At 34.3% G+C, this 24,938-nt stretch carries 24 protein-coding genes; 1 reads left to right on the top strand and 23 read right to left on the bottom strand.

The window, feature by feature from the left end; genetic code table 11:
* Positions 1-108: 108 nt before the first annotated feature.
* The 14 genes from HALSA_RS03520 to HALSA_RS03455 form a co-directional block, all read right to left on the bottom strand.
* Positions 109-1,650 carry a complex I subunit 5 family protein gene (locus HALSA_RS03520; protein WP_013405239.1) on the bottom strand — a complete coding sequence of 514 codons (1,542 nt, stop codon included), beginning with the start codon at positions 1,648-1,650 and terminating at the stop codon, positions 109-111.
* A 3-nt stretch (positions 1,651-1,653) separates the two neighbouring features.
* Positions 1,654-3,186: a complex I subunit 5 family protein gene (locus HALSA_RS03515; RefSeq protein ID WP_041595781.1), complete on the bottom strand. Its 1,533-nt coding sequence runs from the start codon at positions 3,184-3,186 to the stop codon at positions 1,654-1,656.
* Entirely contained in the window at positions 3,186-3,521 is a 336-nt protein-coding gene (locus HALSA_RS03510; RefSeq protein WP_013405237.1) for a sodium:proton antiporter, read from the bottom strand. Before HALSA_RS03510 ends, HALSA_RS03515 begins: the two co-directional genes overlap by 1 nt.
* Complete coding sequence (mbhE, locus tag HALSA_RS03505; RefSeq protein WP_013405236.1) at positions 3,522-4,241, bottom strand: hydrogen gas-evolving membrane-bound hydrogenase subunit E; 720 nt, start codon at positions 4,239-4,241, stop codon at positions 3,522-3,524.
* A 23-nt stretch (positions 4,242-4,264) separates the two neighbouring features.
* Entirely contained in the window at positions 4,265-4,516 is a 252-nt protein-coding gene (locus tag HALSA_RS03500; RefSeq protein ID WP_160143049.1) for a Na(+)/H(+) antiporter subunit B, read from the bottom strand.
* Positions 4,494-4,859 carry a monovalent cation/H(+) antiporter subunit G gene (mnhG, locus tag HALSA_RS03495; RefSeq protein WP_013405234.1) on the bottom strand — a complete coding sequence of 122 codons (366 nt, stop codon included), beginning with the start codon at positions 4,857-4,859 and terminating at the stop codon, positions 4,494-4,496. Before mnhG ends, HALSA_RS03500 begins: the two co-directional genes overlap by 23 nt.
* The gene (locus HALSA_RS03490) at positions 4,856-5,113 is read right to left on the bottom strand and encodes an MrpF/PhaF family protein (protein ID WP_013405233.1); all 258 of its coding nucleotides are present in this window, start codon (positions 5,111-5,113) and stop codon (positions 4,856-4,858) included. The genes mnhG and HALSA_RS03490 overlap by 4 nt, the downstream gene beginning before the upstream one ends.
* A complete protein-coding gene (locus HALSA_RS03485; RefSeq protein ID WP_013405232.1) occupies positions 5,110-5,616 on the bottom strand; it encodes a Na+/H+ antiporter subunit E in 507 nt (168 codons plus the stop codon). The genes HALSA_RS03490 and HALSA_RS03485 overlap by 4 nt, the downstream gene beginning before the upstream one ends.
* A gap of 16 nt (positions 5,617-5,632) precedes the next feature.
* Positions 5,633-6,799: an iron-containing alcohol dehydrogenase gene (locus tag HALSA_RS03480; RefSeq protein WP_013405231.1), complete on the bottom strand. Its 1,167-nt coding sequence runs from the start codon at positions 6,797-6,799 to the stop codon at positions 5,633-5,635.
* 179 nt (positions 6,800-6,978) lie between these two features.
* Positions 6,979-7,923, bottom strand: a complete 945-nt coding sequence (locus HALSA_RS03475) for a glycerophosphodiester phosphodiesterase family protein (protein WP_013405230.1) — start codon at positions 7,921-7,923, stop codon at positions 6,979-6,981.
* 39 nt (positions 7,924-7,962) lie between these two features.
* Positions 7,963-9,849, bottom strand: coding sequence for an LTA synthase family protein (locus tag HALSA_RS03470; RefSeq protein WP_013405229.1), 1,887 nt, complete (start codon positions 9,847-9,849; stop codon positions 7,963-7,965).
* Between the two features lie 189 nt (positions 9,850-10,038).
* Positions 10,039-11,037 (bottom strand): dihydroxyacetone kinase subunit DhaK, encoded by a 999-nt coding sequence (locus tag HALSA_RS03465; protein WP_013405228.1) that lies wholly within the window; start codon positions 11,035-11,037, stop codon positions 10,039-10,041.
* A 184-nt stretch (positions 11,038-11,221) separates the two neighbouring features.
* Entirely contained in the window at positions 11,222-12,022 is an 801-nt protein-coding gene (locus HALSA_RS03460) for an HAD-IIA family hydrolase (RefSeq protein WP_013405227.1), read from the bottom strand.
* 43 nt (positions 12,023-12,065) lie between these two features.
* Positions 12,066-13,391 (bottom strand): sn-glycerol-1-phosphate dehydrogenase, encoded by a 1,326-nt coding sequence (locus tag HALSA_RS03455; RefSeq protein WP_013405226.1) that lies wholly within the window; start codon positions 13,389-13,391, stop codon positions 12,066-12,068.
* Positions 13,392-13,729: 338 nt separating this feature from the next.
* On the opposite strand from HALSA_RS03455, the gene HALSA_RS03450 reads away from it, so the two are divergent.
* Positions 13,730-14,500: a DeoR/GlpR family DNA-binding transcription regulator gene (locus HALSA_RS03450; protein WP_013405225.1), complete on the top strand. Its 771-nt coding sequence runs from the start codon at positions 13,730-13,732 to the stop codon at positions 14,498-14,500.
* Positions 14,501-14,550: 50 nt separating this feature from the next.
* Here HALSA_RS03450 and HALSA_RS03445 read toward each other — a convergent pair whose 3' ends face one another.
* From HALSA_RS03445 to HALSA_RS03405, 9 genes are all read right to left on the bottom strand, one after another.
* A complete protein-coding gene (locus tag HALSA_RS03445; RefSeq protein WP_013405224.1) occupies positions 14,551-15,807 on the bottom strand; it encodes a zinc-binding dehydrogenase in 1,257 nt (418 codons plus the stop codon).
* A 32-nt stretch (positions 15,808-15,839) separates the two neighbouring features.
* Entirely contained in the window at positions 15,840-16,703 is an 864-nt protein-coding gene (locus HALSA_RS03440) for a class II fructose-bisphosphate aldolase (protein ID WP_013405223.1), read from the bottom strand.
* Between the two features lie 100 nt (positions 16,704-16,803).
* Positions 16,804-18,342 carry an FGGY-family carbohydrate kinase gene (locus HALSA_RS03435; RefSeq protein ID WP_013405222.1) on the bottom strand — a complete coding sequence of 513 codons (1,539 nt, stop codon included), beginning with the start codon at positions 18,340-18,342 and terminating at the stop codon, positions 16,804-16,806.
* An 80-nt stretch (positions 18,343-18,422) separates the two neighbouring features.
* On the bottom strand, positions 18,423-19,190 hold the full coding sequence (locus HALSA_RS03430; protein ID WP_013405221.1) for an SDR family NAD(P)-dependent oxidoreductase: 768 nt from the start codon (positions 19,188-19,190) through the stop codon (positions 18,423-18,425).
* Between the two features lie 256 nt (positions 19,191-19,446).
* On the bottom strand, positions 19,447-20,007 hold the full coding sequence (locus HALSA_RS03425) for a glycerol-3-phosphate responsive antiterminator (RefSeq protein WP_013405220.1): 561 nt from the start codon (positions 20,005-20,007) through the stop codon (positions 19,447-19,449).
* A gap of 227 nt (positions 20,008-20,234) precedes the next feature.
* Positions 20,235-22,208, bottom strand: a complete 1,974-nt coding sequence (gene tkt / locus HALSA_RS03420) for a transketolase (protein WP_013405219.1) — start codon at positions 22,206-22,208, stop codon at positions 20,235-20,237.
* A gap of 19 nt (positions 22,209-22,227) precedes the next feature.
* Complete coding sequence (fsa, locus tag HALSA_RS03415; RefSeq protein ID WP_013405218.1) at positions 22,228-22,881, bottom strand: fructose-6-phosphate aldolase; 654 nt, start codon at positions 22,879-22,881, stop codon at positions 22,228-22,230.
* A gap of 25 nt (positions 22,882-22,906) precedes the next feature.
* Entirely contained in the window at positions 22,907-23,389 is a 483-nt protein-coding gene (locus HALSA_RS03410; RefSeq protein WP_013405217.1) for an RpiB/LacA/LacB family sugar-phosphate isomerase, read from the bottom strand.
* A 754-nt stretch (positions 23,390-24,143) separates the two neighbouring features.
* Positions 24,144-24,809: an aspartate/glutamate racemase family protein gene (locus HALSA_RS03405; RefSeq protein ID WP_013405216.1), complete on the bottom strand. Its 666-nt coding sequence runs from the start codon at positions 24,807-24,809 to the stop codon at positions 24,144-24,146.
* Positions 24,810-24,938 lie beyond the last annotated feature (129 nt).

The raw sequence follows: 24,938 nt of genomic DNA, 5'->3' as shown, positions 1-24,938 counted from the left end.
AATCTTTCAAAGAACTTATTCCTGCTCTTTTATTAAATAATAATAATTATCATTAAGATAAATATATAATAGCAAAAAGATAGTCTTAATGTCAAATTATTTAAATGACTAAAAATATCGGTAAATCTGCTGCCAGAGCAGTAAAATACTTAAAAAGACAGGAATCCAAAGCAGCTGTAGAGTTAAGTCCTGATAGAAAAAATCATGTATTTTCTTTGATGTATTAAAAATCGTATTATAGAAAACCGTCTCAAAGATTTTATCAGTATCAAATTTAGCATCTTTACGACTCATACTAAATATAAAATCAAGGGCTGAACTGAGATATCTTTCCAATGAAAGATTTTCTCTTACTTTAACTTTAAAACCTACATTATTATGAAGTAAATAAACCACGATTAAAAGATATAATAGACTATCCCTAATTCCAGCCATGATATTAAAATCATAATCAACTAAATATCCCAGCATATCACCTGGCATTTCCGGCCAAAAAGCAACTACTAAAACCCCTAAAGTACCAAATAATATGGCAAGAATATCTGTACTGTGAATTTGATAGCTGTTGATAGCTTTTTTTAGCTTCTCAGTAAAGTGACTGTAATCTTCATCAACAACAAAGATCCAGTACAGTATTCTCAATGAATAAATAACACTGATTAAGGTAAAACCAAAAAATACTATTCTAGTTAAAAGACCTGGAATCTGGGCAGAGCTTATCAAATATTTAGCATTATATCCAGCTGAAAAAACAAGACCAGCCATTGACAAAAAGGAAATAATAACTGCCAGAGAGGTAATAGGTCTTTTAAAAATAGCACCTTTAAAATCATAGACGATTCTGCTCCCATATTCTCTCTGCAAAATACCACTTGTAATAAAGAGGGTTGTTTTAGCAAAACCATGTGCAATAATAAAAAGTACAGCTCCTAAAAATGCCACTTCTCCACCTGTACCGATTGCTAAAGCAATAAATCCGAGCTGACTTACCGTACTATAGGCAAGCATAATTTTAAGATCAGCAGAGCGTATAGCCTGCCAACCTCCATAAACCACCATTGCTATCCCCAGCAAATAAAGCATTGTATTTCCACTTTCAACCGGGATAATCTTAAGCAAGAAAATATAACCAAGTTTAACAACCCAACCAGAAAGAATTGCACTAACAGGTGATGGTGCTTCAGAATGAATGGGAGGCAACCAGAAATGGAAGATAAAAATACCACTTTTGGTGGCAATACCGATAATTAATAAAAACTGCAGCAGCACAGAATCTATTGCTGCGATTTCGGTATAACCAAGGGCATTAGCTGCCAGAGCTGCAAAAAGCAAAATACTACTACCCGCAAATTGAATCACAAAATACTGTTTAACCAGCTTCCAGCTGCTCCAGGCCAATAAAAAAGTTGTGCTCAAAGTGACCATTTCCCAGGCAAAGAGAAAAAAGAACCAGTCAGTTGTTAAAATTACTACCACCGTGCTGATCAGGTAAACCAGGGTTAATATATAATACCAAAATTTATATTCTTTTATGTAATTCCAGGCTGCTAAAGCTGTAATAAGGGTTAAAATAACCCCAACTTCAGCCAGCAGAGGAAAATAACTTTCAAAACTAAAACTTGCTAAAAACTGCTGCCATAATAAAGCCACTGTTTAACCTCCCAACACTAGTTCTATGTATCTTTCCACATTCATAATACTTTCAATTGACATTCTCAGTGGTATATCAAGAAATCTGAAACCAAAGCCAAAAAATATTATTACTGCAGTATAAGCATAGGTAATAAAGCTAACAATCTTTTCCCTATATAATACAGAGAGCAGGGGCTGATTGAAAACTTCCATTTTCAAATCATCTTCGGTTAGCCTAACCTCTTCAAATCCCTTTGCTATGTAACGCAGATAATAAATTACAGCGGTCAAACTACCAAAAATAACTATAAAGGCACCAAAATAACTTTGAGCCTCCAAAAAGGCCATTAAAATAAACCACTTACTTGCAAAACCTAAAAGTGGTGGCATCCCGATCATACTTAAAAGCAGGATGATAAAAGCAATAAAAACTGGTTTATCTCTCAACCCTACCCCTTTAAAATCGCGGTAATGATTAGAAACCGTATACTGCAGGAGATAACCACAGGCTACAAAAAGTCCAGCTTTCATAAACATATGGGCAATAATATGGAGTATCCCTCCATAAAAACCGGCTTCAGTATTGAGCATTATTACAGCAAAAATCATCCCAATATGGCCAATACTTGAGTATCCCAGCAATCTTTTAATATTATTTGACTGCAGGGCAAAAACATGGCCTAAAAAGGAAGAAAAGAGTGCAATATCCAAAAGTAATACATTTAAGTTTAATGCCACAATAGTTTCAAAACCTATTACTGTCCAGATCATCCGAATAAATAAGTAAAGATAAATTTTAGAAAGAACTCCAGATAAAACAGCCGTTACGGGTGCCGGTGAAGAATCATAACTTTTAGGCAGCCAGAACAAAAATGGAAATACACCCATTTTGATTAATAAAGCTGTTAAAAATATTGAAATAATAAAAAGCTGGATTCCACTTTCTAAAGAGGCAAAGTTATTTGCCACATCTGCCATTGTCAGGGTACCCAGATTAAAATAAGTTAACAAAACTCCAAAAAAGATTAAAGATCCTGCAACAATATTATAAAATAAATATTTAATTGCAGCCTCACTACCTGGATGACTCCTCTGAAAAGCAATCAAAGCACCTGAAGCAATCGTTAAAAGTTCTATAAATACATACATATTAAAGAGATCACCGGTGAGCATTGCACCATTAGAAGCTGCAATGATTATAAAATAAAGTACATAAAATTTCCCCTCATGATGACCAACATAGCCTATAGAATATATTATTATGAAAAATAAACTTAGATTAACTACTAACAAAAACAAAAAGCTTAAATTATCCATTACCAGATTAATACCAAAAGGTGGCCTCCAACCACCTAGGTGGTACTGTAAAAACAAACTTCCATCTCTAATCTGCTCATAATAATTGACAATAATCGAACTCAAATTAAAGATTTGAATAAAAATACCCAGCAGAACAAAAAGTCGTCTCAGCTTTGCATTAATCAAATCGATAAAAGGAATTATAAAAGCTGTTCCGAGGGGTACTATAATCAGCAGTATTATTCTTGTCTCCATCAATTATTCAACCCCTCTATCTTTTCTCTATCAATGGTATCAGTAAACTGATTTAATTCAATGATCAAGGTTAACAAAAGAGCTGCAGTACTTGCTCCAATAACTATTCCCGTCAAAGTTAGAGCCTGTGGTACAGGATCATTAAACTTGCTAAACTCCTCTCCCATTCTATGAATTGCTACATCTCCTCCAACATCAGAAAAGGCAATTACCCAGAAAAATATTGAAGCCTCCATTAAATTTAAACCAATTACATTTTTTATCAGGTTAGTTTTCATTATCAGTGCATATAAACCCAGCATAAAGAGGATTATAAAGATGAAATTATTTCGCATTTAAAAATCCTCCTTAAAAGTTTTTTGAATCATACTATAAAATATTATCGCCAGTCCTGCTCCAACCTTAATTCCAACCCCAAAGTTTACATATGGAATACTACCAGCTGAAATTAAAGTTCCAGTTTCAGCGGTTAAAAAACCTAAATTTTTCAGGAAAAAGCCCTCCATAAAAATACCGGCAACTCCGAGCCCCAAAAAGGTAAAAGCTCCAACTGTTTCCAAAGCAGTTTTCATCTGTGGACTATAACGCCTGTAATCATAGGCACTACCATAAACTATAGAGAAAATGATCGAAATAACTGCTAAAATAACACCACCCTGAAAGCCTCCACCAGGACTTAAATGCCCATGGGTGATTACATAAAGGCTAAAAAGGGCAATAAAAGGAGTAACCAGACCAAAAGTTCTTTTAACTATAAAGGAAAGCCCACGTGAAGAAACCGGTAGCATCTTTCTAGATAAAATCAAAACAATACCACTTACTGCACCAAAAATCACCGTACTTTCTCCAAGTGAATCAAAAGCTCTATAATCATAAAGTACAGCTGTAATTAAATTTAGTGAACCTGTATCACTTAAGCCTGAGCTGATAATGTAGTCAGAAACTCCAAGCTCAAGACCTGTATATTCAGGTACCAGGGAAAAATTTTCATATAAAGCAATTGCTGTTAATATAAAAACTGAAATAACCAATGTTTTTTTAAAATATTTATGCAAATTTTTTCACCTCCGGCTGAATTTCAGTCGGAATCACCATGTCTGATCTGACTGATTGCACTCATAAAAATTGCAGTACTTAAACCTGCTCCAATAACTGCTTCTGCTAATGCAACATCAGCAGCTCTATGTAGTAGATAAAGTGCTGTTAAAACTATAGAAAATGTCGACAAAAATATTATAGAAATTAATTCTTCATCAAATCTGACTGCCATTACAGCACATAAAACCAAAAATACAAGCAATAAATTTTCAAGAATTACTGTTGCTGTCATCATAATCTCTCCCTAAGTATTCAGAATAGGCATCAATTGCATATTCTTTTGGTAATGCAACCTCACGATGATAAGACGCCCTTGCTATTGCATGAGTAGCCATCGGGTTTGAAAAGAGAAAAAATACTCCAATCAATACTATTTTAGCACTTAAAAAGAATTCCCAGACATACACTGCAGTCCCCATAGTCACCAGCACAGCAGAAATTGTTAAAACCACAGCCCCGGCATGAATTCTGGTATATACGTCAGGAAAACGCAGCAATCCAAGCACCGTTATCAGGGCAAAACCTGCCCCAGAATACATCAAAAAATATGCGGCTATTAACCTGATTGACATCATCTATACAACTCCCCATGTTCAAAGTATTTGGCATAAATCAACATATCAACAAAAAGCAGTATTGCATAGGCTAAAACGATATCTACCAGTAAAAATAAATCAAAATGTAGGGCAATCATCAACATTACAAGGGACATAAATATTCCTATTGTATCTGCACCGATCAACCTGTCAGTAATTGTAGGTCCCACAATAACCCGGTAAGATACTATAATTGAAAGCGTTGTAAAAAATATTGCCAATCCAAGTATCATCTGAAGATCACTCCAATCCATTTTTCAAAACGGGCAATGATTTCCTGTTTCATTTCTGCCTGTTCTAAAGTTTTTACATCTATCCAGTGAATATAATATGATTTTTCTGTCCTATCATAATCTAGGGTTAGAGTCCCCGGAGTCAGGGTAATTAAATTTGCCAGCACACTTAAGCCGGTAATATCTGTCAACTCTGTTTTAACCTTTACTATTCCCGGATTAAAACTTGGATCTTTTTCAAAAACATGTTTAGAAACTTTTAGAGCAGACAAAATTGCTTCATAGAAAAAAACTGGAATGAATAAGAACAATAAAAATAACTTACGAAAATAATGGTACCAGGGTAGATCTCTTTTAACCTCTCTAAACAGCATATCACTAAAAAATAGGGTTACCAATAGGGAGGCGCCACTACCAACTATCAATACATCTATAGTTATTCTTCCTGCAAAAATAATCCAAACTATTAATAAGATGATAAAAGCAGATATTTTTTGCAGCATTTAAACACCTCCAATTTTATTTTAATACGCTCTTATATATATTTAAAACATCTTCTTTATCTATTTTAACAATACTTCCTCTTTCCTTACCTGCAACTACTTTAGCAGCCATTTCTTCCAGGCGGTCACCGGGTACACCCAATTCTTTAAGTGTAAGGGGCATTCCTATAGATTTGAAAAATTCTCTGGTCTTTTTTATCCCCTGTTCAGCAGTCCATTTAAGATCTTTAAAATCAGGATCTACACCCCAAACTCTAACCGCATACTGGGCAAAACGTTCTAAATCATGTTCATAAACATACTCCATCCAGGCAGGTAAAATTACTGCAAGCCCAGCTCCATGAGCCACATCATAAAGAGCACTTAACTCATGTTCTATCCCATGTGAAGCCCAATCACCAATCCTACCTGTATCTAAAAGATTATTATGGGCTATACTTCCAGTCCACATAATTTCTGCTCTGGCAGCATAATTTTCATTATCTTCTAGAACAAGTGGAGTATTAGTAATCATGGTTTTTAAAGCAGCTTCACAAAGTCTATCTGTTAATTCTACATTTTTTGTTTTTGTAAAATATCTTTCCAGGATGTGGGACATAATATCAACTGCACCAGCAGCTGTCTGGTAATCAGGAAGGGTGTAGGTTAATTCAGGGTTCATAATCGCAAATTGGGGTCTAATATGTTTTGAATTTATAGAGAGCTTGTGCTCTCCTTCCATTTTAGTGATAACTGCTGAGGTGCTTGATTCACTACCTGCAGCTGGAATAGTTAGTACAACCCCTACTGCTAAAGCTTGCTTGATTTTTGCATTGGACTCAAAGAAATCCCAGACATCACCATCATAATAGTGGCCAACTGCAATAGTTTTAGCAGAATCAATTACACTACCACCACCAACAGCTAGGATGAAATCTATATTTTCTTTTTCTACAATATCTATACCTTTTTTAACAAGCTCCAATCTGGGGTTAGGTTTAACCCCACCAAGCTCAACATATTCTATACCTGCCTCTTCTAAAGATTTAACTACGGCATCATAGGTGCCGTATTTTTCAATACTACCACCACCATAGTGAAGCAGCACCTTAGTTCCGTGTTCTGCAGTATGCTTACCCACTTCTTTTTCTCTATCTTTACCAAAAATAATTTTGGTAGGATTTTCATAAATAAAATTTCTCATTATTAACTGCCTCCTTTTAAATAGCTCTATGAAAATGTTTTCAGGCAAAAATTTTCATAAAACTCCTTTAAACCTGAAAAAAATTCAGCTTTTTGCTCAAAAAACATTTATAATTAATAAATTTCTTACTCAATAAATTATATCACAAAAACAACTTTGATTTCCATAAAAATTAAGAATTAATCAGAAAACATTTCTTCACCAAATTCTTCAGTTCTTTCACTGATTTCTCTGGCCCTGTCAAAAAAGTTATTAAGCAGCTCTGGTCGGTCTGTAATATAGCCATCTGCACTAAACCAGGTCAATACTTTTATCTGCCAGGAATGATTAATAACATAAGGAAATACAAACAGCCCTCTTCTATGAGCTGCACCTATATACCAGGGCAGAGAGACATGTCCTTTCGGTCCAATTCCTTCTGCAACCTCTTCAGTTAAATTAAGCCAGCCCTCCCAACGCCATTTAGTAGCTACATTACTGCTGGTTAAAAGCAGCCTTGGGGATTCTGGTCTCAACTCTCCCAATCTCTCTAAACTGGCAGGTGAAAAGGAAAGAAAAAGAACCCTGGGAGCTAATTCTTCATCTTCATATATTTCTTTTTCATTTAATAGTTCAATTATTTCTTTTTCAATATCCTGATAAAGGTAAGGACTTTTCAACTCTATTGCCAGTCCCACCCCAGTATTTACAGGATCAACAATCTCAATTACCTCTTCTAAAGTTAAGATGTCTAAACCCTCATATTCATCTCTGGCTCGATCAGGGTAGGCTTCATTAAACCAGCTGCCATAATCAAGTTTTCTTAATTCTTCCAGGGTAAAATTCCTGAATCTGTAGTTATCACGCTCAGGAAAAACCTCAGCTGCATCGGTTAATCTTAAGAGTTCTTGATCATGGAAGATAACCAACTCTCCATCTTTTGTTCTCTGTACATCCATTTCTATATAGTCGATACCACTTTGAACAGATTTTTTCATGGCAGGTTCTGTTGATTCAGGAGCCTCATAAGAAGAACCTCGGTGAGCAATTAAAACAGGATAATCAAAATTATATTTCTCAATAATTTCTTTTCCCAGTCTAGAAGGACGGATTAAATAATAAAATTCGAAATATATAAATGCCACTATTAAAACAATGGCAATTATTATTAGATATTTTTTAATTTATTCCACCTCCCTAAAAATCTCTCCTTCATGAACTCCAAAAATTCTCCGCATATAGCGGATTATCCCTTCCATTTCAGCAATTCTCTGCTGATCAATTTCTACTTCTTTTTCTTTATCTTCAAGATAACCTACTTTATTTAACACACCCATTTCTTCTACAAAAAGCTGATCTTTATATAAGATCTTGGGAGTTTCATCCAAAAAGAGCAGGGGCTCTTCTTTATCTAAAAATAGTGAACGGCCAACAAACTGTTGAGGGAGTTCCTCAAACCCAAGTAAATCTAGCACTGTTGGGCTGAGATCTGTAGTCGTACCGGGATTATTGCTTATTTGACTTTCTAGATCAGGGTGACTGATAAATAAAGGAACATGATCTGGCTTTTTAATATTTCTCCAGAGATTAAAATCCCTATCTGAACTATATTCTGGTGTATCAACTTCAGATTCATGATCAGAATAAATCACAACTAAAGTATTATCTAAAATACCTGCTTGTTCTAATTTTTGAAAAAAGTTTTCTAAAGCACTATCAGTAAAATTGATTGATTTAAAATAATCAAGCACAAAATTGCTGTTTACTCCTTCAAAATCATCCACTCCATCTTCAGGATAAAAATTAAAGGGAGTGTGACAGGTCAGTGATATCATGAAAGCCAAAAACGGCTCATCCTGCTGCTCAGCATCAATAATTATCTCAGCTGCCTGATTGAAAAAGTCATAATCATTTACCCCAAGTGATCTTTCTTCAGGGAGCACAAAAATTTCTTCACTAAAATCTTCTTTGCTGTAAAAATTATCAAAGCCTAAAGCTGGATAAGCTTCTCCACGATTAAAAAATTCCTTGTTGTTGTTGTGAAAAGCAAGGGTTTGATAATTTCTTTCATTTAGCAATTTTGGTAATGAAGCAAAATTACTCAAATCTATATCTCTATAAACATAACTCCTATTAACCGGATAAAGAGAGGTCAAAACAGATAAATCAGCATCAAAGCTGGCATTTACCTTTTGAGCATAAAAGTCTTCAAAATATATGCTTTCTTCTTTGAAAGAATTCAAAAACGGAACAACTTCTTTTCCTTCCTGGGTAAAATTAATTATTCTTTCATCAAGTGATTCTACCTGAATCATGATAACATTTGTATTCTCAGGTAGTTTTTCTATATCACTTAATTGTTCCCTCCTCCTGTAATAGGGCATATCTTCTAATTCAGGAGTTGCTTGTTTCTGGCGCTGCAGATAACTATAACTATCAACAGCATAAAATGAACTTAGACCATGGACTGAAACAAAACTCCCGCTTCCAATCTGATAAAGTCTGTTTGGCTGAGCTCCATTAAAGATTAATGAAGCTGTGAATAACTGAACCACTATTAAAAGTACGATTATTAACATAGCCATTTTTTTATCACTGGCAGCATTTTTAAAAATACGCTGTGGATCTTTGATAAATTTAAAATCAGGTAAATAACTAAATCCTAAAAAACCGAGGATGATAATATCAAGAATAAATACAACATCTCTATATCTAATAATATGTCTGAAAAGAACTTCATAAAGGGAAAAAGTTCCCAGACCTTCTGCAGACATTATATCACTCACACTTAAAAAATTACCAAAATAACGGTTGTAAAAGTAGTTGCTAAAGAAAAAAGTGGTGAAAATAATGACAAGTATAAATAACCTCTGCCGAGATCTTTTATAAACTAGCAGAGGCTCAATGAAGTTGATATAAAAATAAGCAAAAATTATATTTCTCAAACCCAGTGATATAACAGATGGAGTTTGAAAAATATGGAACATTAAATAATTATATTTGATTAAAAAAGCTAAAAAGAGAATTAAGGAAAAATACCTAACCCTCTGCTCTAATTTATTTTGCAACAATAGATTGACCTCCTTTTTCTATTTTCGTTTTTATCATATCAGATATTTTGCTTTATTAAAAGTTTTTTTAAAAGATATTTTTTGAAATTTAAAGGTGGTCAAAAAAACACATAAACTGCAATTTTTTGCAGAAAAAAAGCCCCCTAATTAAAGAGGGCTGATCATCTATAACTATACTTTTTCTAAAAGTTAAAGCTTTTTAAAACCTGGAGATTCTGCACTACTGTCATAAAGAGATTTTAGCTGATCATTTAATTTAAAGAAGCTGATAGAAAAACCTGCCATATCAAGGCTTGTACAATATCCGCCCATAACTACATCATGAACTTTAATCTCTTTTGCAGCTAGAATGTCATCTAATTCCTTGTATACCAGTAATAACTCTTCTCTGGTCATAGCTCCCAGATCATTGATTAGAACTGCTATTTCATCTCCGGCATCTAATTCTAAATCATCATTCAACAATTTTTCTGTCATCATCTCTACCAGTTCGGCAGCTGGTTTTATTTTTGTCCTTTTTATACCCTGTTCACCATGAAGACCCATTCCAATCTCCATTTCATCGTCTGCCATTTCAAACATCGGTTCTTTTTCCGTCGGCAGGGTTGCTGCTGAGAAAGCAACTCCTAAACTTCTTGTATTTGCCCGGGCTGCTTCTACAACTGATTTTACCTCTGCTAAATCTGCCCCTGTATCGGCAATTGCTCCTGCAATTTTGATTAAAAATAAGTCGCCAGCAATTCCACGTCTTTTGCTCTTTTCTTCTGGTGGGCCGGAAGCTACATCATCCCAAACTCGAACAGTTTCTACAGCTATTCCATCTGCTTCTGCCATTTCTGCAGCCATATCAAAATTCATATTATCTCCAGCATAATTACCATAAAGATAAAGCACACCTTTACCACTATCAACGGCTTTAGTAGCTTCATAAATCATATTTGGATCAGGTGAGGTAAAAATATCTCCATTAACCGAAACATCTGCCAGTCCTGGACCAATAAATTCTAAAAATACCGGCTCATGACCTGCACCTCCACCAATTAAAACAGCTACTTTGTCATCAATAGGGGTTTCTTTTCTTGCCACAGCATTATAATCACCGATTCTTTTGTAATTATTCCTGTGTGCTCTTAAAAAACCTTCTACTGCTTCACCTGCAACCTTTTCTGGATCATTATAAATTTTCATTTTCTAAGCCCTCCTTTAAATATAAAAATACTATCTCTCTTTTATCTTATCATTTATTTTGAAATATTTAAATAATTCAGTTAATTTAATTTCTTAAAAAGAGAACCGAAACTTCAGCTTAGTTTCAGCTCTCTTTTAATTTATAAAGATATTATAATCTATTTAAAAGCTTTAAGTTTTTTCTTTAGAGCTTTTCTAATTCGCTTTTTATTTCTGCAACTGATTCAAAAACAAAGTCCGGATCTTGAGGAGCTTCTGCTAACATTTCCCTATCGGTTTCTCCACTTAAAACCAAGATGCTTGTAATATCAGCATCTATAGCCATCTGAATATCTGTATATAATCTATCTCCAACCATGGCCAGGTTATCTTTTTTGATCCCTAAATTTTTAGCTACATAATCTATCATCAAACTATTTGGTTTACCTATAACCAGTGGACTTTTACCGGTTGAAGTTTCTAAAAGACTGATCATTGAGCCACAATCCGGCATCGTTTTACCATCTTTTAAAGGACAAACATAATCTGGATTTGCTGCTACATACTCTACTCCAGCTAAAATTAAATCATGGGCATCCCAGAGTTTCTGATAGCTTAAAGTTGTATCAAAAGCCAAAGCTACAAAGTCTATTCCTGCCTCTTTTTCTTTAACTACCTCTAAACCGGCATCTTCCAGTTCTTTTTCAAATGAAGGTGTTCCGAGCGGATATACCTTTGCACCTTCTTTTTTGCTTCTGATATAATCGGCAGTAACCTCTCCAGAATTAATAATTCTTTCTAAGGGTATTGAAAGACCAAGTCTCTCCAGTTTTTGTTGATAATCCTGACTGTTTTTAGCAGAATTATTGGTGAAAAACACATAATCCTTGTTCTTTTCTTCCAGGGTCTCAACAAATTCTTTGGCCTTATCAATCAGCTGATCACTTAAATAGATAGTCCCATCCATATCAAGTAAATAACATTCTATTTCTTTAAGCTTTGTCATTTAAACCATTCCTTTGTAATTAAATTCTTAGAACTTAAGATTCTTAAAGTTTTGCTTCAAGTTTTTGTACCGCATCTTCTCCCCATTCTGCTAAGAGTCCTACCTGTGATAATAGGGTTAAGATGGAATAACGACTTCTAATTTCAAAACCATAATTTACGGCTTTTCTCAACCAATCCCTGTTTAAATTCTTTACATCTTCTCTGGCAAAAAATTCGAAATCATCTAAAATACCTTCAACCTGTTTGAGGTTTCTTTGATATTCTTTAATTGCTGCCTTAATTTCAGCCTCTTTATCTAAAAGTCTTTCTTTTGAGATTTTTTCTCTTTCCCATCTCTCATCTAAAAGGCTTAGAATTTTAGGAGCTTTTTCTAAATAAATTTCTTTGATAGCTTTTTCTCTTGCCAGACGGTCATGATTAAGCTCTAATTCTGAAAAATCTTGCTCTAACAACCTTAAGTATAAATCACTTGTGATAACACTTGCAACCCCAACTTTGATTCCATGGGTTGGAACAGGCTCTTTAAAGATTCCTGAATACATATCAAAAAAGTGTGAAATCTGGTGTTCGCCCGCAGAGGCAGGTCTGGAATTACCGACCATCATCATTGCTATACCGGAATAGATTAAACCTTTGGTTAAAGAATCTACTCCCTCTATATCTCTTTCTATAATACTTTCATAATTATCCATTAAATCATCTAAAACATTTTCAACTAAATCATAAGCTTCCTGACAAAAATAGGGATCCAATAAAAAGTTCTGCATTTTCCAGCCTAATAATGAAGTAACCTTACCAAGTAGATCTCCCAGGCCTGACTGGATCAATTTCCATGGTGATTCTGCAAGTACATTTAAATCTCCAATAATTAATTCAGGTGGTGTAATATCATATGACTTCTTAACTCCATCAACAGTAATAGAAGCAATTGAAGATGCATAACCATCCATCGAGGGTGCAGTAGCATAAATTGAATAAGGTTTATTCATCTTATGGGCTGCATAAGCAGTTAAATCATTTAAACTACCAGAACCACAGGCTAAAATATAACCATCAGCTTCTACCCCTGCTAACACCCCAAAAACTGCATCTGGATCTGGTACCAGGTGGTCATCCCCTTCTTTTTCTTTAAGCATTATTTCTACTACTTCAAAACCCGCTTCTTCTAGAGTCATTTTGAGTTCATTACCAGCAGCTTCTTTGGTATTTTTATCATCTACTAAATAAATCTTTTTGAAATCTGTTACTTTTTCTAACAAATGGGGAGCCTTATTTACAGCATTTTCTTCAATCAAGACTTCTTTAATTGGAACCTGGTGTACCCTTCCACAAGAACATTCTTTAGCTGAAATTTCTTTTAAATCCATAATTTTTTCCTCCTCATGTTATGTCTTTACCCTTATTTGTCAAGTTGTCTATAATTTCCATCTTCAGCAATTTTGAAATAACAATATAAATATGATTTTCTTAATTAAATAATACCATAAAATAAAACTAAAAACAAGCACTTTTTGTTATTTATTTTTATTATTTTTTATTTATTTTTAATATTTTTTTATTTAATCTTATTTTTTTGTTTAATAATGCTTATTTGCTCTTGAATTGCAAAGGAATTCTTGACAAATAAAATCAAATAAAATACAATTATAATAAATGAAGTATAAGAACAAGAATTATTATTATATAAATGGGGGGACTTTGAACAATGCTATCACATACTAGAAAAAACAAAATACTAGAGCTTTTAAAAACTCATAAACAGATTTCTACTCAGGAGCTTGAAGAAGAGTTAAATGTCTCCGGAGCAACAATCAGAAATGACCTTGCTCAGTTAGAAGAAAAAGGCCTGATAGAAAGAATCCATGGTGGAGCTGTTTTACCCAAGCAGGATGATAAAAGCAGTTTTAGAAGCTTCCACAAAAGAAGCGAAAAAAATGTTGAAGAAAAAAAATCGATCGGTAAAAAAGCCAAAGAGTATATTAAAGATGGTCAGACCATTATCCTTGATGCAAGCTCAACTATCTTATATCTGCTCCCTTATTTATCAAACTGTCAGAAATTAACCGTGATTACAAATGGCATCTATACTGCTTTAGAAGTAAAGAACGAAGAAGATTTCAATGTTATATTGTTAGGTGGTATTGTTCGGCCTAAATCAGGTTCTGTTGAAGGATTAATTGGTGGCTGTATGATAGATAATCTTTCGGCAGATATAATGATTACTTCTTCCCACGGCTTTAATGTAGAAAACGGCCTGACAGATTTCAACTTTTATGAGGTTGAACTAAAAAAGCGAATGGTTGCTAAAGCAGATAAATTAATTGCTTTAGTTGATCATACTAAGATCGGTCATACTTCTGCAGCCCAATTTGCCAGAACAAAGGATATAGATGTTTTAATAACTGACTCCAATGTAGATCCTAAAGAAGTAGAAAGGATCCGTAAGTCAGGAATCAATATAGAAGTTGGAGAATAATAGTTTTGAATTTAACCCCACAGCTTTTAAACTGCGGGGTTTTATTATTGTTAACTAAAGTTTTTCAATAAAAAATCTTCTGCTTCTTTAGACCAGAGCCCATTATTATTTTCTACTATTTCAGCAAGCTCTATAAAAAGCGGATTTTCTTCTCCTTTTTCTCTCAAATCTTCAAGTGCCGTTAATTCCATTTCGATATCTGTATAAATTAGTTTTTTCGCTCCAGGTAAATCAGGTAAATTTAAGATAACACCTTCTGCACTATCTAAGCCACCGATATGGGTTATCATTTTTGCTGGATTTAATCTTCCTTTAGCAAATAGCTCTAGGGCATCTTTCATATCCCGGTCATTACTGCCAGAAGAACCGGTAAAATGAGTTGCAGAATAATGTACATCATAGAAATTAACCTCTGCAGAAAAATTCTTATCTGTCGGACCGGCAAAAAAGTGCAGACAACCATCTTGAGCAAGTAGCTGATCTCCCTGTTCTACCAGTTCTCTTACCGGAGCATAGACAAATAGATCATCAAAACCATCTCCACCTGTCATCTCTTTCAGCTCAGCAACAGTATCATCTAAATCATTAGGATTTACAAAATGCAGGTCAACTCCATTTTGAGCTGCATCTTCTTTAGGGAAAATCCTTTTAGCTCTATCCAATCTTTCCTGGTTAACATCAGTTACCACAAGCAATGCTGGGGTTTTATCAGCATGAACTGCATAATCTATAGCTGCTAAACCCATAGGTCCAGCTGCTCCAAAAAGGGCCATCTTACCATCCTCGACTATACCATGATCATGACCATAATCCTTAGGATGAGTGTGATAAACCGTCTTATATCCTGCAATAACACAGGCAACGGGTTCGGCAAGAGAAGCTTCAAAATAGCTTTCCCCATCATATTTAAGCAGATAACCTAATTCCATTACTTCTGGAGGAATAATTACATATTGACTGTTTCCACCAAAGTATTGATAGGAATAACCAGCTGCATAAGAACTACCCTGATACTCTAAAGCTGGTTGGACGGTAAACTTTTGTCCAGCTGAAAACTGATCCTGCCATTTTTCACCCACTTCTAATATTTCTCCGGCAAATTCGTGACCGGTAATAGTAGGATTTTCTGCTACATTATCAGGTACCCTTTTGTGATCAGAACCCTGAAGGGCAGTTTTATAGGTTGACATACAAACACTATTTGTCACTACCTTAGCCAGTATTTCATCTTCTTTTATTTCCGGCATTTCAAATTCTTCTAATCGCAAATCTTTTTTTCCATATAATCTAAGCGCTTTATTCTTCACTATTTATCATCTCCATTCAAATGTGAGTTTATTTAAACTCTATCATTAGCATAAAGCTGCTCTATTTTTTTCCCAACAACTTTTCCTAAAGAGTTTTTAATTGGAGCAAATAATACATCTGGGGTTGGGTCATCTCTATCTGCTGCCTCTGCTTTTTCTGCTGCTTCCAGCAGGCCTTTATACATTGCTATTCTGAGGTCAGCGAAGATATTTATCTTTGTAATACCATTTTTTATTGTCTCCTGTACTTGATCTAAAGGAGTTCCGGAACCCCCATGTAAAACTAGTGGTACATCAGTAATTTCTCTAATTTCTTTTAGGCGTTCTATATTTAAAACAGGTTCTGCTTCATATACTCCATGAGCTGTACCAATTGAAATTGCAAGGGCATCTACATTTGTTTCTTCAATAAATCTTTTAACATCAGAAGCTTCTGTAAGCTGTGAGTCTCCTTCTTTGCTTCCATCTAAGTTCATTCCACCAACATGACCCAATTCTGCCTCTACTGAAACACCTCTTTTGTGGGCATATTCCACAACTTGTCTGGTGTTTTTAACATTTTCTTCGAAAGGAAGTTTAGAGCCATCATACATAACCGAGGTAAAACCCATATCTATTGCTTTTTTAATAAAATCAAAATCTTCAGCATGATCTAAATGATAAACGATGGGAATATCATAAGCAGGAGCAACTGTATTGATAAGTCCAGAAATATATTCAAAACCTTTTCCCTCTTCTAAATCATGTCTTAATGACATTAAAATTACAGGAGAATTTTTGGCCTCCGCTGTTTCTAAAATTGTCCTAACCATAAAATCTTCTACACAGTCAAAAGCAGGAACTGCATAGCCTTTTTTTTGAGCATCTGCTAATACATAATTTAAATTTGCTAACATAATTACCAACTCCTTATAATATGAACACTGAGATAATATTGCAAAATAATAACTCAGCCCCCTAATTATACGTAAAGGAGGCCAAGCTATGATTATTTAATTATTTTTTTTCCATGATTTTGTCTACTTTTGCTCTAATATCATAGTTATCAGCAAAAATTTCTTTTAAAGCAGGGTGCATCTTCTTATATACTTTTTCGTAGTATTCTTCATAGATTTCGTTCATTTCTGGATCTGGCTCTATTCTATCAATAACCTCTAGCTTTTCTTTAGCTACTTCATAACTATCGAAGATTCCTACACCTCTACCGGCAATATAGGCAACTCCTACTTCTGCACTAACATTACCACCGATATAGACTACATTCATATTAAGAGCATTGGCTAAGATCTCACGTAAGAGCTTACTTTTAGCCATACCACCGGTTACAACCATATCTTCACCGATTTCTGTTCCTGAAGCTCTAATATATTTCAAACTATCTAATAGGGCAAATGCTACAGCTTCTAAACCTGATCTAAATAGCTGAGCTCTGCTGTGATCTGTTGAAAGTCCTAAAACAACTCCTCGTGCTCTTGCATCCCAGACAGGTGATCTTTCTCCAGCAAAATAAGGAAGGGTTATTACACCATCTGAACCAGGATTAATCTTAGCTGCCTCTTCGTTCATCGTATCATAGGCACCATCTTCTACATCTTTCATCAATTCATCTCTCATCCACTTAAATACACCACCTGTAAAGGCAGGAGCTGCACTGGTTAAATACATATCTTTATAGCCTACTGCAGGTGTTACCAGCATATTTTTAGCAAATTCATCTGATTCTCCTAAAAAGCCCCAAACTGCAGAGGTACCTAAAGCAACAACATTTTCTCCTACTTCACTTATTCCGGCAGCCATCATGCTTGCCATTGCATCTCCAGCACCTGCAACAACAGGGATACCAGGTTCTAATCCTGTAGCTTCTTGAATTTCTGGCTGGGTATGACCTATTACCTGCTCACATTCAACCAGCATCGGCATTTTTTCGATGTCAAGTCCTAATTTATTGAACATTTCAGGATCCCATCTCTTATTTCTAATGTCAAAGCCGATACCTGTACATCCAGCCTGAGTATAGTCCATGGTTATTTCTCCAGTAACCTTATATGCTACATAATCTTTAACATTTAAGAACTTATATGCTTTTTTATAAATCTCAGGTTCTTTGTTTTTAAGCCAGAGAAGTTCTACCAGACCATAATAAGGATCTACTGTATTTGCACTCAGTTTAAATACCTTTTCTTCACCGATATTTTTTCTAATCCATTCATCTTCATCTGTCCCTCTTCTGTCCAACCATAAAATCGCCGGATAAATCGCTTCACCATTTTTGTTGATTGGTAAAACATCAGGTGTTAAACCACTAATAGATAAGCCCGCTAATTCGCCATTCTGCTCCTCTATCCATTCTGCTGCTTCTTTTGCTACTTCACAAAAGCTTTCCCAATATACTTCTGCTTCCTGCTCTGCCCAGCCAGGATTGGGGATATTGTAAGTATGGGTTGTATAAGCCGACTTTACAAAATCTCCCTCTTCAGTTAAAACGGCTGATCTAGCTCCAGATGTCCCAATGTCTACTCCTAATAAATACTTCATAAAAAATTACCTCCTAATTAGATTTATGATACTTGCTTAAAATAAGCAAATTTAAAAGCTATTTTAAAAATTTTGACAAATTAACGCATTAACATTCCACCAGTTGCATCTAAGGTTGCTCCGGTAATGTAATCTGCTTTTTCTGAAAGTAAAAACACTGCAATATCTGCAATTTCTTCAGGTTGAGCAAACTCATTTTTCGGTATTCTATCTAAATAATATTCTTCATCTTTTTTTAAAAGTGGTTTAACCATCTCAGTTTCAACTATTCCTAAAGCCAGTCCATTTACATTTATACCCTGATCTGCAACCTCTCTGGCCAGAGAGATTGTAAAGGTCCACATCCCACCTTTTGAAGCAGCATAATGGGCATGACCGGTAGTTGAGCCATGGAAAGCTGCCTGTGAATTGATATTTAAAATTTTGGCCTTTTTCTCATTTTCTAAAGCATGATTGACCAAAAACTTACTGCAGAGAAAGACAGCTGTTAGATTAACATCAAGGGTTTTCTGCCATTCTTTAAGACTGATATCTTTAACCCAATTTGTAGGGAAATAAGCTGCATTATTTACCAGAAGATCAAGCTCACCAAATCTTTCTGTGGTCTTTTCCATTAAATTTAAGGCCTGATCAGGATAAGCTAAATCCGCCTGAATAGCCAGACTATCCCTACCCATTTCTCTAATTTCTTCAACAACATCCAGGGCTTCTTCTGCACTACTTCTATAATTAACAGCAACATCTGCCCCTGCTTCTGCCAGTGCTAGAGCTATTGCCTTACCAACCCCACGTGAAGAACCGGTTACCAAAGCTTTTTTGCCTTTGATTCCCAGATAATCTGCTTCCATAAACTCACTCTCCTCAAATAGGTCTTAAAAAAATGCATAAAAACCCCACTTTAGAACAACAGAAAATCTTCTATTGTCTAAGAGTGGGGTTTCTCTTCACAGACCCGTTAGGTTAATTTTGTTTTAATTAGTTAATATTAAAAATTTAAAATGATATTTATTTTTAGCTCATTATTTTGTTATGTTATTTTGTTTTAATTAGTTTTAATTGCTTATTTATTTTGAAAATTAAGATTAATTTACTTAAAATAAGTTTTTAAGGCCATAATTCTTTGCTGCTCGTAGTTAGACCATCCAGACCAGCTGCAAAGATTTTATCTACAAGTTCTTGATTATCTATATATCCTGCTGCTAAAAGAGGTATTTCTGGGACCACTTCTTTAATCTTATCCTTAACTTTTAAAGCTATAGGTCCAGGTAAGAGTTCACAGGCATCAGGACTTGAATTTCTCAGATTATCAAGTGCATAATCAGTTGAGATTGAATCCATAAAAAACAATCTTTGAATAGCAAAAAGTCCTTCTTTTTTAGCCAGATTTATTGTCTGGGGGTTGGTAGAAAATAATCCATCTACCTTAAATGAGTTCTTCAATAATTTAATCCCCGTCTGATCAGCCTTAAAACCACCAATCAATTTTGTATGGACAATAACTAATTTATTTTTTTGATGACATTTTTGAGTTATTGATTTCAAATTTCCGATATGGACATTGGATAAATAAAGGGCAGGAGCTTTACCGTTAAGAGCAGTTTCAAGATATCTCAACTTTCTAAGTGATGGTATGATCAAATTGTTATTAAATATTTCACTTATCATTAATTTGCTCTTTTTAATTATTTTCACAACCTTTTATTTTTTTACATTTGAACTTTTACTTCTTATCACGTTTATAATTATAACATCTTATTTGAAGAAAGTCAAAAAAATTAAACAAATTTTTGCTATTTTTTTAAATAATATTCTGAATTATTTCATTTGTTTGCAGACCCTGGAACTTAACTTTCCAGAGCCTGCTTAATAATTGTTTTCTTAAGATATTTTTTCTATTTACTTATTTTTTCAATAATTTTATCTACACTGAAACCTTTTTCTTCTGCAATTTCCTGACCTGGACCACTTTCTCCATAATCTTCAACTGTAATCAGTTCACAATCTCCTTTGAGAAGTTTGTACCAGCCATTTCCAATACCAGCTTCTATGACAACGGTTTTTTTGCTATTTGCAGTTAATTTGTTTACAAAATCTTTTTGTTCAGCCAGGGTTTTTCTATCCGGAACAGATATTACCCTAACATCTTTTTTCTCTTCTTCAATTAATTTATTTGCTGTTTCAACTGCCAGTGAAACCTCACTACCACTTGCTAAAAATGTATAATCATATTTTTCAGCTTGAGTGGATAAAACAGTATAACCACCTTTTTTAACACCTGTCCAGAAATCATTTTCTTTATCTAAGTGGTCTAATCCCTGTCTGGTTAAAATTAGAGCTGTTGGACCTGATTTGTTTTCAAGTGCTTCTAACCAGGCAGCCTTTGTTTCTTCCTCATCAGCTGGTCTTAAAACCTTAAGTCCTGGAATAATTCTTAGGGCTTCCAGATGTTCTACAGGCTGATGGGTTGGTCCATCTTCACCAATATAGATTGAATCATGGGTAAAGATATAGATAACTGGTTGTTTCATTAAAGCAGCCATCCTGATTGCTGGTTTCATGTAATCGCTAAATACCAGGAAGGTTGCACAGTATGGTCTAAAACCACCATAAAGAGAAATCCCATTTACAATCGCTCCCATAGCATGTTCTCTAACTCCGAAACGCAGATTACGACCATTATAATTATCTTTTTGGATTTCGGCATATTTATCTAAATAACTTCTATTCGATGGTGCTAAATCTGCAGAACCACCAAGCAGATAATCGATTTGATCTGCCATCTCTTTTAAAACTGCTCCTGAAACATCTCTTGTTGAAGCAGGTGCTTTAATTTTTAAATTTTTAAGACTTGATTTAAGTCCTTCTGGTAGTAGCTGATTTTCTGCTTTATCCCAGGCTTTTTTAAGTTCTGGATTTGCTGCTGCCCAGCCAGAAAATTCACTTTCCCATTTTAAACGTTTTGTTTTTAGTTTTGCTTGATGTTCGGCAAAATATTTTTTAACTTCACCGGGGATATAATATTTTTCATCTACAGGTAGACCAATGTTTTCTTTTAAACCATCAACTTCAGCTTGACCTAAAGGAGCACCATGAGATGCGGCTGTACCCTCTTTAGTTGGGGCACCACAGGCTATTTTTGTTTTAGCCATGATTAAACTTGGTTTATCTCCTACGGCTTTCGCTTTATTAATTGCAGCCTTAATTTCTTCTGCATCATGACCATCTACATTTTCTATTACCTGCCAGTTATAGGCTTTAAATCTGGCTGCTACATCCTCTGTAAAAGTTAGATCTGTATTTCCAGCAATAGAAATATCATTATCATCATAGATCACGATTAATTTACCCAAGCCTAAATGACCTGCAAGTGAAGCTGCTTCTGAAGTTACACCTTCCATCATACAACCATCACCGGCTAAACTGTAAGTGTAGTGATCAACAATTTTATGGTCTTCTGTATTGAATTTAGCTGCTTTAATTTCTTCAGCTAGAGCCATACCGACCGCGTTGGCAAAACCCTGGCCTAAAGGACCGGTTGTTGTTTCTACTCCTGGTGTCCAGCCATATTCTGGATGACCTGGTGTTTTAGAACCTAGCTGACGAAAACTCTTTAAATCATCTATAGAAAGATCAAAACCTGCTAGATGCTGATAAGCATACTGCAGCATTGAACCATGACCTGCTGAAAGTACAAAACGATCTCTATTTGCCCAATCAGTTTTTTGAGGATCATAATTCATAACTTCTCCATAAAGAACTGCTCCGATATCAGCACAACCTATTGGTAATCCTGGATGTCCAGAGCTGGCATCTTCTACTGCATCTGCGGCCAGACCCCGGACAGTTTTTGCTATTTTATTTAACATTTCATAACCACCTTCTTATTTATTTAGAACCTTGAGTTTTATTCCAGTCTTCTAAAAATCTTTCAATTCCCATATCAGTTAAAGGATGTTTAGAAAGTGTTTCAATTACATTAAATGGTATAGTTGCAATATGTGCTCCAGCTAAAGCTGCATTTTTAACATGCATTGGATGTCTAATGCTGGCAGAGATTATTTCTGTATCGAGATCATAGTTATCATAAATCTGAACTATTTCTTTTATTAAATCCATTCCATCATGTGCTCTATCATCTAACCTACCGATAAACGGACTGGCAAAAGTTGCTCCAGCTTTTGCAGCTAAAAGAGCCTGGTTAGCAGAGAAGATCAAGGTTACATTGGTATCTATACCTTCTTTACTTAAAGTCTTAACCGCTTTTAAACCTTCCATCGTCATTGGAATTTTGATAACTACATTATCAGCAATTTTTGCTAATTCTCTTGCTTCTTCAATCATTCCCTCTGCATCCAAAGCAACTACTTCAGCACTTACAGGACCATCTACAATATCACAAATCTCCTTGATTCTTGTTTCGAAATCTATATCGCCTTCTTTAGCAACTAAAGAGGGGTTTGTTGTCACCCCATCAATTACTCCAAGACTTTCTGCTTTTTTAATTTCTTCTAAATTAGCTGTATCTATAAAAAACTTCATTATATCACTCCTTTTTGGGTGCTTATTATTTAAGATCTTTTAAATTTTCTGCTTCTATCTCATAAATTTCGTCCAGTTTTTTAGATGAGCGGCTTGGTTTGAATTCTAGGCCTAACCATTCTTTAACTATTTTTTGAGCTAAAACAGGACCGGTAATTCTAGAACCTAAGGTTATTACGTTTGCATCATTACTTAGAGCTGCTCTTTCAGCACCATAGCAATCATATACCTGAGCTGCATAAATTTTCGGGAATTTATTTGCTGTAATTGCAACTCCTATCCCTGTTCCACAGATAATTATACCTTCTTTTTCATAATCACTATCAATTATCTTTTCGGCAACCCTTTTTGAAACTGTAGGATAATATACATCTTCATCTGCTGAATTAAGACCTACATCTTCATATTCTACTCCTAAATCATCCATTAGTTCTTTAATTGTTTCTTTTAGTTCTATACCAGCTGCTGCTGCACCAATAACGATCTTTTTATTGACTTTATCACTCATATTTAAGCCCTCCTAAAATAATTTTAATTCTGCTTATTTTCTTTCTTAATTAGATAATACCACAATATAAAAAGTAATGCAAGCAATTTTTATTATTTATTTTTATTTTCTTTTATATTTTTTCATAATTGCAATTAAAGTTTAGTTTTTTTATATTAATTAGCTTTTTTAAAAAGTTAACAAATCTAAAATAAAGCTATTTTTCTCTATTAATTGTGCTGTAACGCCTTTTAAAGTGCCGATCTAACAATCATATCCCACTATTTAAAACTATTATTAAATGAAATAATTCAAAAATATTTTTTAATTTTTAATAAAAAATGCTTGACAACAAAAAATAATTGCAATATAATACGAATTAATAAATGGCTAAGACATATTTCCAAATTGGGCTTCACTTCTATTTCTCCCTGAGCAAGAGATTAAGTAGTGAAGCTCCCTCTATTTATAGGTATTTTTGGTACCTGATTTTTGGTACTTGATTTTTGGTACCAGGTACCTAGGTACCTGGTACCAAAAATACCAAAAATCAAGCAATAGTAATATCCTGTTCAATTATATGAATTTTTTGATAATTGCTAAAATAAGCTTTAAAAAGTTCTTTGCTTAGTGTAAACTATTAACAAGTAAATAAAAATTTAGCTAGGGCTAAATAATTTTCCTGATCAATTATAAGGCTAAGACATAATTTCCAACGCAGAGACTTCACTTTTTTTCTTAATGAGCAGAGAAAAAATTGTGGAGTCTTCCTCTTTTAATTTAGTTTTTTTTCTAATATTTTTAAGGCTTTTTCTATTCCTAGTTCAGGACTTGTTAAAAATTTATCCTTTAATTCAGCTGGTAAAACTTTTACTGCCCTGGCCATTGATGCCTGAGCCAGTACCACTATTTCTACCTCTGCTGCCAGTTCTTTTAGTTTTTCAGCTAAAAGTTGATCATGGGCTTTTTGATCTCCAGCCATTAATTTTTGATAGGCCTTATCTGCCAGAACTTTTCTAATTACTATATCTTTATTTATTTCAGCAGCTTTATTTTTTAATAATTTAGTGCTTGGTTTTAAAGTGGTTGCTAAAGTTGCTGCTACTCCAATTTTTCTAGCCTTTGCTACTGCTTTTTCTGCCATTGCAGAATCAATTCGCATAATTGGAATCTCATATTTTCTATTTTCCTCTTCAAAAATCTCTCCAATTGATGAACAGGCACTCATGACTAAATCTGCTCCCTGCTTAACTGCCGTATTAATATAATATTTAACCCTTTTTTCTACCAGACTAAGGTCAGCCTCATTATCAATTAACTCCGGTAAAATTGAATCATCTACTATATTAATAATTTTTAGATCAGGAGCACCTGCTTTAATTAAATTCTTAAGTGACTCAACTGTAACAGGTGTTGTATGAATAAGAGCGATTTTGGCCATTATTAATCTCCCCTTCCTTAAATAATTCTTCTAATATATTAATTTTAGATTGAAAAGAAAAAACCTTTAAATTTTATCTAAAACAAGCATTAATTATAATTTTCTGGACATTAAAAAAAGCCCCTGTCT

It is taken from the genome of Halanaerobium hydrogeniformans, from assembly GCF_000166415.1.
Lineage (GTDB): Bacteria > Bacillota > Halanaerobiia > Halanaerobiales > Halanaerobiaceae > Halanaerobium > Halanaerobium hydrogeniformans.
Note: the sequence above shows the minus strand (reverse complement) of the source record. Positions and strands in the feature narration are given on the sequence as shown.